Genomic DNA, 14,159 nt, shown 5'->3' with positions numbered 1-14,159 from the left:
GAGCCGGTGAACAGCACAGTCGCCGTCGTCGGCGCCCACGGGCACACCGCCCGCTTCGTCCTCACCCAGCTCCGCGCGCTCGGGCTCACACCGGTCCCGTTCGGCCGCGGCACCGCGCTCGCCTTCGACGGCGTCGCCGCGGTCGTCAACTGCGCGGGCCCGTTCGCGGACACCGCGGTGCCGGTCGCCGAGGCCGCGGTGCGGGCAGGCGCGCACTACTTCGACATCTCCGCCGAACAGGCCGTGACCATGGAGCTGCTGGCGCGGTTCCGCGACGCCGACGTCGTGGTAGCGCCGTCGGTCGCGTTCTACGGCGGCCTCGGCGACCTGCTGGCGACCGCGGCGATGGGGGACTGGCCGGCCGCCGACGAGATCCGCATCGGCACCGTGCTCGACAGCTGGCTGCCCACCGCGGGCACCCGCCGCACGATCACCCGCAACGCGGGCCGCCACGTCACCTACACCGGCGGCCAGTTCGTGCCGCCCGCCGAGCCGAGCACGGTCGAGTGGGACTTCGCGGCGCCGATCGGCGAACGGAAGCTGGTCGAGCTGTCCACGGCCGACCAGGTGACGATCGCCCACCACCTGCGCACCCCGAGGATCACCGTCCACATCAACACCGAACCCCTCGCCGACCTCGGCGACCCGGACACCCCGCCGCCCGCCCCGGCCGACGACCTCGGCCGGTCCGCGCAGACCTTCCACGTCGAGGTCGAGGTCCGCCGCGGCGGTGAACGCCGAGGGGCGAGCGCGTCGGGCCGGGACATCTACGCGGTCACCGGCCCGATCGTGGCGACCGCGGTCACCCGCGTGCTCGACGGCGGGCACACCGGCGCGCGCACGGCCGGGCAGCTCGGCGACCCGGCCGGGTTCCTGCGTGCGCTGACGCCCGCACACCTGACCGTAAACCTTGCCAGCAGGTGTCAGGTTTATCCGGCATCGTGACCGCCATGGACGAACTCAAGGGGAAGGTCGTGCTGGTCGCGGGTGCTTCGCGGGCCGCAGGCCGGGCCATCGCGGTGGAGCTGGGACGGCGGGGCGCGACCGTGTACGCGACGGGCAGGACGACCCGCGCGCAGCGGTCGGAGATGAACCGGCCGGAGACGATCGAGGAGACCGCAGAGCTGGTCACCGCCGCGGGCGGCGTCGGCATCGCGGTCCAGGTCGACCACCTCGAGAAGGACCAGGTCAAGGCGCTGGTGGAGCGGATCGACCGGGACCACGGGCGCCTGGACGTGCTGGTCAACGACATCTGGGGCGGGGACGTCTACCTCAGGTTCGGGCGCAAGCTGTGGGAGCACGACCTCGACGGCGGCCTGCGCATGCTCCGGCTCGGCATCGACACGCACGCCATCACCAGCCACCACGCGCTGCCGCTGCTGATCCGGCGGCCGGGTGGGCTGGTGATCGAGATGACCGACGGCACCACCGAGTCCAACGCCGCCTACCGCGCGGACGCGGGGTTCTTCTACGACCTCGTGAAGACCTCGGTGCAGCGGATGGCGCTCGCGCAGTCGGTGGAGCTGGCACCGCACGGCGCCACGGCCGTCGCGCTCACCCCCGGGTGGCTGCGGTCGGAGGCGATGCTGGAGGCGTTCGGGGTGACCGAGGACAACTGGCGGGACGCGACCAGGGACCAGCCGCACTTCGTGATCTCCGAGTCACCGGCGTTCGTCGGCAGGGCCGCGGCCGCGCTCGCCACCGATCCCGAGGTCGCGCGGTGGAACGGGCAGTCGCTCTCGTCGGGCCGGCTGGCGGCGGTGTACGGCTTCGACGACACCGACGGCAGCAGGCCCGACGCGTGGCGCTACATCGCGGAGGTGGAGAGCCAGGGCAAGCCTGCCGACGCGACCGGCTACCGCTGAGGCACTATGGGAGGTGATGAGATCTTGGCAGCCGTCCCTGGACATCGAGGACTTCCGCGCACTGCGCGAGCAGTTCACGGACTTCATGCTGGGGTACAAGTTCGCGATCGACGAGATCACCACGAAGATCAACATCCTTCGTGAGGACTTCAACAACGCGCACGAGTACAACCCGATCGAGCACATCAACTCGCGGCTGAAGGCGCCGGAGAGCGTGCTGGAGAAGGTGCGGCGCAAGAACTACGCGATGAACCTCGCGAGCATCAGGGAGAACGTGCTCGACATCGCGGGTGTCCGGGTGATCTGCAGCTTCATCTCGGACATCAACAAGATCCGCGACATGCTGGTCGGCCAGGAGGACATCACGGTCCTCGACGAGCGGGACTACATCAGCCGCCGCAAGCCCAACGGGTACCGCAGCCTGCACCTGATCGTGTCGATCCCGGTGTTCCGTTCGGACCGGGTGGACCGCATCCCGGTGGAGATCCAGATCCGCACGATCGCGATGGACTTCTGGGCGAGCCTGGAACACAAGATCTACTACAAGTACCGCGGTGAGGTCCCGCCCAACCTGCAGGGTGAGCTGGCCGAGGCGGCGGAGGCGGCCGCGGCGCTCGACGAGAAGATGGAGTCGCTGCACCGCCTGGTGGACCACAACAGCAGGCCGCGGCCCACCCCGGCCGCGGAGGAACTGGACCTCACCGCGCTGTACCTGGGTTTCCTCGGCAGCGCGGGCTGAGACGGCGACGCGGCGAAAGCGGGTGAGCGGGTTCACCGCGCGACGACGTCATGACGGTCCCGGCGGACGGTCTCTTTCCTGCCGGTCCTCGACCGGTGTGTTGCGGGCCGCGATGGCCAACCCCAGCTCGGCCAGAGCGGCCCGCAACTCCACCGGGGCCACCACCTCGACGCCGGCCCCCAGCGAGAGCAGCTGGGTGGTGGCCACCGGCAGGCTCTCGACCTCCAGTTCCACCTCTCGCCAGCCGTCCGCGTCCGGTGGGCCTGCCGTCGCCGTGGCCGCCGCGGCCGCGTCCTCGTCGGTCACGTTCCGCAGCGCGCGCAGTCCCTGGTGGTTCAGCCGCAGGCGCACCGTCTCCCGCAGCAGCGACCGTTCGAACCGGGCCGACGACCGCGCCCACCACGTCGCCAGCGAGAAGTCCGGGCGGGTGAACTCCGCCAGGAGCGACGCCGACTCGATCCTGGACACCCGGTACGTGCGGACGTCCGTGCCGACCCGCGCGACCAGGTACCAGACCCCGGCCTTCACGACCAGGCCCAGCGGGTCCACCTCGCGTGTCACCACCGCCGCGCCGCGCCGGTAGTCCATCCGCAGCGCTCGCGTGGAGGCCACCGCGTCCGCCACCACCGTCAGCTTCGTCGCCGTCTCGCTCTGCTGGAACCAGCCGGGCGCGTCGAGGTGGAACCGGTCCGCGATCGCCGACGCGTACTCCCGCAGCGGCGCGGGCAGACCGGCGAGCACCTTGGCCCGCGCGGCCGTCAGCGACGCGCCGAGTCCCAGCTCCGCCAGCAGTTCCGGCACGCCGACCGCGAAGATCGCCGCGGCCTCGCGGCTCGTGAGCCCGTCGAGCCTGGTGCGCCAGCCCGCCATCAGCCGGATGCCACCCGTGCGGCCCTGTTCGGTCCACAGTGGAACACCGGCGGCGAGCAGCGCCTCGACGTCGCGGTACACGGTGCGTTCCGACACCTCGAGTGCCGCCGCCAGCTCGGCGGCGGTCGACCGTCCGCGCTGCTGCAACAGGAACAGCAGCGTCACCAACCGCTCAGCCCGCACCCCGCGATTGTGCCACCGCCGTGATCAGGTACTGGGTCGGCGAGTTCCGCAGCCGTGTCGTGCTCACCTCCCCGAACCCGGCCAGCCAGCCCGCGATCCGGTCCAGCGCGTACACCTCGCCGTTCTGCCCGTGGAACAGGTTGAGGCTGAACGTCCGCAGGAACGACACGTCCGCTGGGCCCGGCGCGTCGCGGCCGTGTTCCAGGATCGCCACCACGCCACCGGGGTTCAGCGCGGCCTCGACCCGCGCCAGCAGCGCGCGGTTCCCGGCCTCCGGGTGCCCGTGCAGCACGTTGAACAACAGCACCACGTCGTACCCGGTCCCGAGGTCGGCCTCCAGGTAGTTCGCGGGCACCATCGTCACCCGGTCACCGCCGGGGCCGAGCGCGGACGCGTAGTCCAGCACCGTGGCCGTGAGCGACGGGTGCCGTTCGCACAGCGCGGTCGAGTACCGGCCGTGGCCGCCGCCGAGGTCCAGCAGTCGCGCCGGGCCCGGCGGCACCGGGATCAGCGGCGCCAGCTCCGCCGCGAGCAGCCGCGCGTGCTCGTCCAGCATGGACTGGAACTGCCGTGAGGTCTCCGGGCGGTCCGCCAGCCACGCGTAGAAGTCGACCGCGGGCTTGCCGGTCCGCACCGAGTCCTCCAGGCCGTCCCACAGCTCGAACATCACCCGCTGCCAGAACAGCTCGACCGTCGTGTACGGCGAGTCCACCAGCCACCTGTCCGACAACGGGGTCAGCTCGTACCCGGCCGCCGACCCCGTCAGGTACCCGAAGCTCACCAGCGCGTCCGCGAGGATCGTGACACCCCGCTCGTCCACGCCCGCCGCCGAGGCCAGCGCGGCGGCGGGCAGCGGCCCGTCGCGCAGCGCACCGAACACGCCCAGCCGCATGGCGGCCGCGGCGCACCGGTACGCCGCCGTGCCCAGCATGTCCGCGAACGACGCGGGTGCCTCGTTCGACGTGTACGCCCGCTCGTCGTCACCCAACTCGATCGGCATCGACCGCCACCTCCTCGGGCAGCACGCCGCTCTCGGCGAGGAACCTGATGTGCCGCCGCATCATCGCCGCGTCCGCGGGCGGGAACTCGACCCCGGCCTCCCGTGCCGCCGCCCACGTCTTCGAGCAGTCGAACACCGGGTGCGGGCGCCGCCAGGTCGGCAGGCCGAACGCGAGCGGGCCGAACGAGCTGCTCGGCGCCGCCAGCATCCGCTGCCGCCATTCCTCGTACGGCAGCGTCTCCACCGGGTAGCCCATCTCGTTCAACGTCACCCCGAGGTCGGGGTAGGTGTAGCCGTCCGCGCGGTAGAAGTGGAAGTCACGGCCGGTGTGCCGTTGCGAGATGCCGACGATCGCCGCCGCGATCCGGTCCACCGGCAGCATGTCGATCACGTCGTGGCTGACCGGCACCGAACCCTGGTGCGCACAGGTGGCGACCTGTCTGCTCAGGTAGGAGTCGGTCTTCGCGGTGCCGGTGGCCACGTCGCCGACGATCGCGGCGATGCGGTAGATCGAGATCGGCAGCCCCCGGTCCCGCGCGTTGACACCCATCGTGTCGGCCACCCACTTGGTCGTGTGGTAGCCGGTGTCCAGCCCGGACGGGTCGAGCGCGCGGTCGTCCTCGGTGACCAGCTGCCTGTCGTAGTTCCTGCCGAGGAACACACCGAGCGTGGACATGAGGTGCAGCGGTTTGGTGCGGCCCCGGATCGCGAGGCGCAGGATCTCGATGGTGCTCTCCACGTGCGGCGGCATCAGCCACTGGTAGGTGAGCACGAAGTTCATCACCACACCGTTGTGGTAGATGGCGTCCATGGTGTCGCACAGCATCCGGTAGTCCGGTATGGACAGTCCGAGGCGTGGTTCCGCCATGTCGCCGACGACCGGCACGATCCGGTCGAGGTCCGCGTCCGGCACGGTCAGCCTGGCGCGCCGCAGGTTCGCCAGCAGCCGCGCCCGTGCCACGGCGGGGGACTCGGCCCGCACCAGGCAGTACACGTCGGCCTCGGTGCGGCCCAGCAGCTCGGCCAGCAGGTGCGCGCCGAGGAACCCGGTCGCACCGGTCAGCAGCACCCGTTTCACCGGGCCCTCGGCCGGTGGCGCCGTCGGCCGGATGTCCGCGGGTGGTTCCGCGTCCAGCCGGAGCTGCTCGACCGACGGGATGCCCTGCGTGTAGTTCCTCGCGAACTCGCCGTCGCTCACCCGCGCCTGCTCGACCACCTCGGCCAGCTCCGACAGGTCGCCCGTGGCGAAGACCGACCGCAGCGGCAGGGTGACCCCGAGCAGCGACCGCACCTTCGCGAGGATCGCGGGCGCGAGCAGCGAATGCCCGCCCAGCGTGAGGAAGTTGTCGCGCCTGCCGACGGCCGGGTTCGCCAGCACCTCCCCCCACACCTCGGCGAGCACCTTCTCGACCGGTGTGCGGGGCGCCTCGTGGGGCGCGGCCGACGACGCGGGCGCCGGTAGGGCGCCCGCGTCGACCTTTCCGTTGCGGGTCAACGGAAGCTCATCCAGCACCACGAACGCGGCAGGCAGCATGTAGTCCGGCAGCCGGTCCGCGCAGAACGCACGCAGCTCGACCGGGCCGGGCAGCGTGGCGCCCGTGCGTGGCACGAGGTAGCCGACCAGCACGTCGTCGCGCACCGCGACCGCGACCTCCGCGGCCTGCGGGTGCGCGGCAAGCGCGGTCCGCACCTCGGCCAGCTCGATCCGGTTGCCGCGCAGCTTGACCTGCTCGTCCGCGCGGCCGAGGAACTCCAGCGTGCCGTCGGGCCGCAGCCGCGCCAGGTCCCCGGTCCGGTACATGCGGCCCGGTGTGAACGGGTCGGGCAGGAACGCGGCGGCGGTCCCGCCCGGCGACGAAAGGTAGCCCCGCGCGGGGGCCGCCCCGCCGACGAACAGCTCACCGGGCACCCCGACCGGCGCCGGACGCAGGTCGGCGTCCAGCACGTAGGTCCGCACGTTCGGCAGTGGCCGCCCGATCGGCAGCGCCCCATCGGTTCCCGGACCGTCGACCGTCGAGAACGTGGTCGCGCACACCGTGCCCTCGGTCGGGCCGTAGTGGTTGTGCAGGGTCACCCGGCCACCCGTCAGTACGGCCCACTCGCGCACGGCCGACGCGGGCACCGCCTCGCCGCCGACCATCATCACCCGCAGCGGGCTGTCCTGCGCGGCCTCGTCGAGACCCGTCAGGTCGCCGACCCACCGCCGCCACAGGGCGGCGGCCGTGTCGACGGCCGTGATGTCGTGTTCCGCGCACAGCCGCAGCAGCTCGGCACCGCCCAGCGCGGCGGGTTCGGGGTGCAGCACGAGCGTCATGCCGACCGCCAGCGCGGGGAACACGTCGCCCACCGACGCGTCGAACGACAGCGGCGGCACCATCAGCAGCTTCTGCCCGGCGGCGAACCCGTGCCGCTCGACGAACGCGCACGTCAGGTTCAGCAGCGAGTCGTGTTGCACGCCAACGCCCTTGGGCGCCCCCGTCGAACCGGAGGTGTACACGGCGTACGCCAGCCCGCTCGGGTGCCGGGGCAGCTCCGGTGGCGCGGCGGCGGTCGCGGTGAACGGCAGGTCCTCCTCGGACAGTACGACGGTCGCGCCGCAGTCGTCGAGGATGGTCCGCAGGCGCAGCGCGGGCCAGCCGGGGTCGAGCGGCACGTAGTAGCCGCCCGCCTTGAGGATGGCGAGCAGCCCGACGATCGCGTGCGGGCTCGCCCTGAGCCGCAGCCCCACCGGGGTCTCCTGGCCCACCCCCTGTCCGCGCAGTGACGCGGCGAGTGCGTTGGCCCGCTCGTCCAGCTCACGGTAGGACAGGGCCGCGCCGGACACCGTCATCACGGCCGTCGCGTCCGGGGTCCGCCTGGCCTGCGCCTCGATCAGGTCCACGACGCTGTCGACAAACGGATAAGTCGCCGTCGCCTCGTTGAGCCGCGCCAGCAGCGCCCGATCGTCCACTGTGGACAGATCCAGCGTGGTCACCGGCGCGTCCGGGTGCTCGACCATCGCGGTGAGCATCGCGACGAAGTGCGTGCCGAACCGTGTCATCGTGCCGTGGTCGAACAGCTCGGCGCTGTAGTCGAGGTTCACCGGCCAGGAACCGGCCCGCTCCCGCACGTGCAGCGTCAGGTCGAACCGGCTCGTCGCCCGGCCCACCTCCACCCCCTCGGCCGTCAGCTCCGGCCACGCCACGGGGTCGCCGCCGCGGTTCTGCACCAGCATCACCTGGAACAACGGGTGGTAGGACAGGTCCCGCCGCGGCGCGAGCGCCGCCGCGACCTGGTCGAACGACACGTCCGCGTTGCCGAGCGCCGCGGCGGCCACGTCCCTGGCCCTGGTGAGCAGCTCCGGCACGGTCGGCGCACCCGACAGGTCCACCCGCAGCGCCGTCGGGTTGACGAACAGGCCGACCACACCGTCCATCTGGGACGGACGACGGGTCGTGGGGGAGCCGATCACCACGTCGGTCGTGCTCGCGTACCGGCCCAGCAGCAACCCGAACGCGGCCAGCAGCCCGGCGAACGTCGTGCAGCCGTGCGCACGGCACAGCTCACCGAACCGCGTCGCGAGATCCGCCGGGACGGCGAACGTGTGACTCGCACCCGCGACCCCGCGCGCCGCGGTGCGCGGCCGGTCGGTCGGCAGGTCCAGCACCGGCGGCGCGTCGGCGAGGGTGCCCTTCCAGTACGCCAGCTGCCGGTCGCGCGCACCCGCGTCGAGGTGGTTCTCCTGCCAGCGCACGTAGTCCGGGAAGTGCAGGTCCAGCGGCGGCAGCTCACCGCCCGCGTAGAGCGTGACCAGCTCCGCGTACAGCTGGTGGATCGAGGTGTCGTCGCACACGATGTGGTGCGCGGCGAGCAGCATCGTGTGCTCGACCGGGGAGTGGCGGATCAGCAGCAGCCGCACGAACGGCGCCCGCTCCAGGTCGAACGGCCGGTCCACCGCCTCGGCGAGCACCGCGTCCGGCTCGCCTGGTTCCTCGACGAGGGTGAACCAGTCCTCGTCGGCCACGCTCGGTGCGACCCGCTGCTCCGGCACACCGTCCCTGTCGACGACATACGTGCGCAGTGCCTCGTGCCTGGCCAGCACCGCGCGCATCGCGTCGCGCAGCGCGGGCACGTCCAGGTCACCGGTCAGGCGCGCGACCATGGGCATCACGTACGCGCCCTGGTCCAGCCCCATGCGTTCGGTGAACCAGAGCCCACGCTGCGCACCGGACAGCGGCACGGTGTCGCCGGGGTCGCGGCGGGGAATCTGCGGCTGCCCTGCCAGCTCGATCCCCCGCTGGGCGAGCAGTCGGGCCAGTAGGCGGTCCCGGTCAGTCACGAGCTGGTTCCTTTCGGCGAATCCGACGCGACCGGCTCCGCTGTGTCGTCGCGCAGCGCGTCGGGAATCTCGACATCGATGTCGCGCAGCCGCGGCCGCGTCCACGCGTAGGCGGCGACGGCGAGCATGAGCACGCCGACCACCATGAAGATCAGGGCGATGCCGCGGCCGTCGCCGGTGCCGATGACCGCGCCGACCGACCCGGCGAGCGGCCCGTCGTCGGCCATCAGCGGCTCGAAGACGCCGTCGGACAACGGTCCGATCAGCAGGAACGCCACCGGGGTCGCGGCGGAGGCGAGCATGCGGACCGAGCCGAGGACCCGGCCGAGCACCGCGGGGTCCACTTTGGTCTGGAAGAGGGTCATGCACGTTGTGTTCATCAGCGGCAGCGTGAACAGGAAGCACGGCGCGACGATCGCGATCAGCCACGGCGACGGGTGGAGGCTGTGCAGCACCAGGAAGATCCCGCCGAGCACGAGCCCCAGGTACACGCCGTCGATCCGCCGCTTCGGCCCACCCCACGCGGCCATCACCAGCGAACCGACGAACAACCCGCTGCCACCCGCGGCCATCAGCACCCCGAGCGTCGCCGGGCCGGTGAACGACAGGATCAGCGGCTGCACCAGCCCGCCTGCGATCGCGAACAGGAAGTTGAACGCGCAGAACACCACCACGAGGTCGACCAGCCCGGGTTTGCCGCCCAGGTAACGCAGTCCCGCGGTGAACCCCGACGGTGTCCGGTCGCCGGGCACCGGGCGGACCGCGGCCGCGGGCAGCCGGGTCACGGCGAGCGTGGTGACGGCGACGGCCATCGACACCAGGTCGATCACCAGCACGCCACGCAACCCGACGAGCCCGAGCAACGCGCCGGCCACCAGCGGCGCCGCGATCTGCACGCCCTGGGTGATCTGCATGAGCCCGTTGACCCGGCCGAGGTGTCGCTTCGGCACGAGCGACGGGACGAGCGCGCTGTAGGCGACCAGGTGGAAGGAGTTGCACGCCGAGGACAGCGCGGTCGTCAGGTAGATCGGCCACACCGTCAACGCGTCGGCGCTGACCAGGGTCAGCAGGATGACGGTGGCGAGCCCGGCACCGAGGTCGGCGGCGAGCATGATCCGCTTGCGGTCCCACCGGTCCGTGAGCACGCCGGCGACCGGCGACACGAGGATCCCCGGCACCGCGGCGCAGAACTGGATGAGCGCGAACTGCGTGACCGACCCGGTGTCCAGGTACACCCACACGCCGATGACGAACGCCGACAGCGCCGAGCCGATGACCGAGACGAGCTGCCCCGCCCAGATCACGCCGAACCTGTTCATGACGTCGTGCGCTCCGCCCGCGCCGCTCATTCGCCCAGCAACTTTCTGACCTCGTCGTCGGACAGGGCCGCGACCTCGACCCGCAACGCCGCGATCGCCGCGATCTGGCCGGGTTCGGACTGCAGGCCGGCCAGCACGTCCGCGAGCCCGGCCACGGTCGGCGCGGCGAACATCCGGTGGATCGGCACGTCGATCGCGAACGCCTCCCGCACCCTGGCCAGCACCTTCGCGGCGAGCAGCGAGTGCCCGCCGATGCGGAAGAAGTCGTCGTGCACGCCGATCCGCTGCCGCGCCAGCACCTGCGACCAGATCCCGGCGAGGACCTCCTCGACCGGGTGGCGTGGCGCCACGAAGTCCGCTGTGGACGTGAACTCCGGCGCGGGCAGCGCCGCGCGGTCCACCTTCCCGTTCGGCGTCAGCGGGAACGCGTCGAGCGGCACGACCACCGCGGGCACCATGTACTCCGGCAGCCGCCGCCGCAGCAGGGCGTCGACCTCGGCCGGGTCGGCGGTCCCGACGACGTACGCGACGAGCCGCACGTCCTGCCCGGTGCCGAACGTCGTCACCACCGCGGCCCGCACGTCCTGGCACGCCAGCAGCGCCGCCTCGATCTCACCCGGCTCGATCCGGAACCCGCGCACCTTCACCTGGTGGTCGGTGCGCCCGAGGAACTCCAGCGTCCCGTCCGCCCGGTACCGCGCGAGGTCGCCGGTGGCGTACAGCCGCGCGCCCGGGGTGTCGCCGAACGGGTCCGGCACGAACCTCTCCGCCGTCAGCGCTGGCCTGCCGTGGTAGCCGCGGGCGACGCCGAGCCCGCCGATGTGCAGCTCGCCGACCACCCCGATCGGCACCGGCGCACCCAGCGGGTCCAGCACATACAGCCTGGTGTTGCCGATCGGCGGTCCGATGCGGACGTTCTCCGTCGTCACCGGCCCGGCCGCCGACCACACGGTCGTCTCGGTCGGCCCGTACGCGTTCCACACCGCCGCGTCGTCGGTGAGCAGCGTCGCCGCGAGGTCGCGCGGGAACGCCTCCCCACCGCAGATCCGCACCCGCACCGACGGCGGCACCCCACCCGCGGTCGCCAGCAACCGCCAGGTGGCCGGGGTGGCCTGCATGACCGTGGCACCCGACTCGGCCAGCCGCTGCCGCAGTCGTGGACCGTCGGCCACCTCGTCCGCACCGACCACGACCACCCGCGCACCGGCCACCAGCGGCACCAGGAGCTCCAGCACCGAGATGTCGAACGACAGCGTGGTCACCGCCGCCAGCCGGTCGTCGCGGCCGATGCCGAGGCGGTCCACGAAGGACGTCAGCAGGTTCACCACCGCCCGGTGCGGCACCCCGACGCCCTTGGGCCTGCCCGTCGAACCCGACGTGTAGATCAGGTAGGCGAGGTCGGACACCGGTGTCGCGGCCGGGAGCGGGCCGTGCTCACCGGTGCGGACGACGGTCCCGCCGAACCCGAGCGTGTCGGCGCGGTCGGTCACCAGCACCCGCGCGCCGGAGTCCGCGAGCATCGACGTGCGGCGTTCGGCGGGCCACGACGGGTCGAGCGGCACGTAGGCGCCACCGGCCCGCCACACCGCGAGCAGCGCGACGACCATCTCCGTGGACCGGTCCAGGTGCAGCCCGACCGGGGTCTCCGGCCCGACCCCGCACGCCAGCAGCCGGCCGGCGAGCCGGTCCGCCGCCGCACCCAGTTCCGCGTACGTCAGCGTGCTCTCCGGCCCGGTCACGGCGACCTCGGTCGAGGTGAAGTCGATCAGGTCGAGCGCGGTCGGCGCGGCGGGCAGTGCCGTGCCGGTGCCGGTGTCGTTGAACCCGTGCACGACCTGCCAGCGCTCGACCCCGGTCACCGCCGTCAGCGCCGACAACCGGCGGTGCGGGTCCCGCGCGGCCGAGGTGAGGAACGCGACGAGGTTGCCGGTGAACCGGTCGATCGTGGCCTCGTCGAACAGGTCGGTGTTGTACTCGACCGACACCAGCATGCCGTCGCGGACGTACTCGACGATCAGCGTGAGGTCCGTCTTGGCCACCCCGGGGTCCGGCAGCAGCCCGTCGCACGTCACGCCGGGCAGGTCGAACACCAGCCTCGGGGTGTTCTGCAGGATCAGCTGTGCCTGCGACAGCGGCGCGTGCCCGAGGTGCCGCCGCGGCCGCAACGTCTCGACCAGCCGCTCGAACGGCACCTCCGCGTTGGACAGCCCGCCGAGCGTGACGTCCTTGGCCCGCGCGACCAGCTCCGCGAACGTCGGGTCACCGGCCACGGACAGCCGCAGCGGCAGCGTGTTCACGAAGAACCCGATCATCGCCTCCACGGCGGTGTCCGACCGCCCGGCCACCGGGGTGGCGACCACGACGTCGTCCTGTCCGGCGAGCCTGCCGAGCTGCGCGCCGAACGCGGCGAGCAGCACCATGAACAACGTGCCGCCGCACTCGCGCGCCAGCGTCGCCATGGCGGCGGCGACCTCGTCGGTCAACCGTGTCGCCCGCAGCGCGCCCCGGTGGGTCTGGACGGCGGGCCGTGGCCGGTCGGTCGGCAGCGTCAGCAGTTCCGGTGCGCCGTCCAGGTGCGTTCGCCAGTACGCCAGCTGTTCGCGGGCCGCGTCCGTGCGCTGCCGTTCCCGTTGCCACGTCGTGAAGTCCGGGTACTGCAGCGCCAGGCCGGGCAGCGTGCCGCCCCGGTACAGCGTGGTGAGCTCGTCGAGCAGCACGGACAGCGACCACGCGTCGGAGACGATGTGGTGCAGGTTCAGCACCAGCACGTGGTCGTCGGCGCCGAGCACCCCGGCCACGACCCGGAACAGCGGGCCCCGCGCGAGGTCGAACCCGCGTCTGGCCTCCGCGAGCGCGAACGCGTCCGCGTCGGTGCACGCCGAGACCTCGAACGCGGCCGTGCCCGCCGGCGCGACGACCTGCACGGGTTCGCCGCCCTGGTCGGGGAACGTGGTGCGCAGCGACGCGTGCCGTGCCACCACTCCGTCGGCCGCCGCCCGCAACGCGTCGAGGTCCAGCGGGCCACGCAACCGGAACGCCAGCGGGATGCTGTACACCGGTTCGCCCGGCGCGAACTTGTCCAGGAACCACAGCCGCTGCTGGCCGAACGACAGCGGGTAGGCGCGTGGCGCGGTCGACCGGCGGCGCAGGGCAGCCGCCAGCAGCCTGCGCTTGTCGGCGGCTTCGGTCACGGCACTGCCTTTCCGAGTCGCGCGGTGGCCGCGGCCACCTGCGGTCGCAGGTGGGTGGGCACCCGGTCGCCGAACAACCGCAGGTAGGCGGTGACGTGGTCGTCGTCGAGCGACAGGAACGGGAAGTCGGTCGGCACCATGTGCCGGATCGCGAGCAGCGGCACCGGGCTGCGCAGCGGCCGGAACGACGAGTTCCACAGGCCCGCCTTGTCCGGTGGCCCGTCGTGGAACTCGCCGACCATCAGCCCGTGCGACACGTACGACTGCTTCAGCACGCGCTGCGCCTCGTCGATCACCGGGTGCAGGTCCGGGCCGGTCAGCTCGGGGAAGAGGATCAGGATGGTCTTGAACTGGGCGGCGGACCCGCTCGTCGGCGGCAGGTCGAGGAACCAGTCGCGGTAGTGCGCGACGGTCCCGGCGACCTCGTCGGCGCTGACCGGCAGGCCGCCGCACACCGCCATGTAGAACGTGTGCCGCGCCAGCGCGCCCTCGGTGAACGGGCACACGTCACCCTTGCGGCCCAGCTCGGGGTGCGGTCGGCACAGGTAGCGCAGCGCCCAGCCCAGTATGGCCCGCAACGGTTCGTCCCATGTTCGGACCGCCGCGGGCAGGTCCCCGTCGAGGTCGGCCGGCTCGACCAGCGGCGGCAGGTCGAGAGTCGGGTGGGTGAGCAC

The 14,159-nt window shown here is 72.5% G+C and carries 9 protein-coding genes; 3 read left to right on the top strand and 6 right to left on the bottom strand.

The features are described from left to right. Positions 1–6: 6 nt before the first annotated feature. Genes ACFPCV_RS11695 through ACFPCV_RS11685 form a run of 3 tightly spaced genes read left to right on the top strand, consistent with a single transcriptional unit; the run spans position 7 to position 2,604 of the window. On the top strand, positions 7–945 hold the full coding sequence (locus ACFPCV_RS11695; protein ID WP_378056115.1) for a saccharopine dehydrogenase family protein: 939 nt from the start codon (positions 7–9) through the stop codon (positions 943–945). A gap of 5 nt (positions 946–950) precedes the next feature. Further along, positions 951–1,865, top strand: a complete 915-nt coding sequence (locus tag ACFPCV_RS11690) for an SDR family oxidoreductase (protein ID WP_378056114.1) — start codon at positions 951–953, stop codon at positions 1,863–1,865. Positions 1,866–1,881: 16 nt separating this feature from the next. Next, on the top strand, positions 1,882–2,604 hold the full coding sequence (locus ACFPCV_RS11685) for a GTP pyrophosphokinase (RefSeq protein WP_378056113.1): 723 nt from the start codon (positions 1,882–1,884) through the stop codon (positions 2,602–2,604). Positions 2,605–2,652: 48 nt separating this feature from the next. Here ACFPCV_RS11685 and ACFPCV_RS11680 read toward each other — a convergent pair whose 3' ends face one another. From ACFPCV_RS11680 to ACFPCV_RS11655, 6 genes are read right to left on the bottom strand one after another with little or no spacing between them, the layout of a single operon-like run. After that, positions 2,653–3,657 (bottom strand): helix-turn-helix transcriptional regulator, encoded by a 1,005-nt coding sequence (locus ACFPCV_RS11680; protein WP_378056112.1) that lies wholly within the window; start codon positions 3,655–3,657, stop codon positions 2,653–2,655. Then, positions 3,647–4,657: a methyltransferase family protein gene (locus ACFPCV_RS11675; protein WP_378056111.1), complete on the bottom strand. Its 1,011-nt coding sequence runs from the start codon at positions 4,655–4,657 to the stop codon at positions 3,647–3,649. Before ACFPCV_RS11675 ends, ACFPCV_RS11680 begins: the two co-directional genes overlap by 11 nt. Beyond that, entirely contained in the window at positions 4,638–8,975 is a 4,338-nt protein-coding gene (locus tag ACFPCV_RS11670; protein WP_378056110.1) for a non-ribosomal peptide synthetase, read from the bottom strand. Before ACFPCV_RS11670 ends, ACFPCV_RS11675 begins: the two co-directional genes overlap by 20 nt. Next, positions 8,972–10,294 (bottom strand): MFS transporter, encoded by a 1,323-nt coding sequence (locus tag ACFPCV_RS11665; protein WP_378056109.1) that lies wholly within the window; start codon positions 10,292–10,294, stop codon positions 8,972–8,974. The genes ACFPCV_RS11670 and ACFPCV_RS11665 overlap by 4 nt, the downstream gene beginning before the upstream one ends. A 26-nt stretch (positions 10,295–10,320) precedes the next feature. After that, the gene (locus ACFPCV_RS11660) at positions 10,321–13,485 is read right to left on the bottom strand and encodes an amino acid adenylation domain-containing protein (protein ID WP_378056108.1); all 3,165 of its coding nucleotides are present in this window, start codon (positions 13,483–13,485) and stop codon (positions 10,321–10,323) included. After that, entirely contained in the window at positions 13,482–14,159 is a 678-nt protein-coding gene (locus ACFPCV_RS11655) for a DUF6875 domain-containing protein (protein ID WP_378056107.1), read from the bottom strand. The genes ACFPCV_RS11660 and ACFPCV_RS11655 overlap by 4 nt, the downstream gene beginning before the upstream one ends.

The sequence above is a fragment of the Actinophytocola glycyrrhizae genome (assembly GCF_042653545.1).
In the GTDB taxonomy this organism is placed as follows: domain Bacteria; phylum Actinomycetota; class Actinomycetes; order Mycobacteriales; family Pseudonocardiaceae; genus Actinophytocola; species Actinophytocola glycyrrhizae.
The sequence above is the reverse complement of the archived record's forward strand: the minus strand, read 5'-3'. Positions and strand labels throughout refer to the sequence as shown.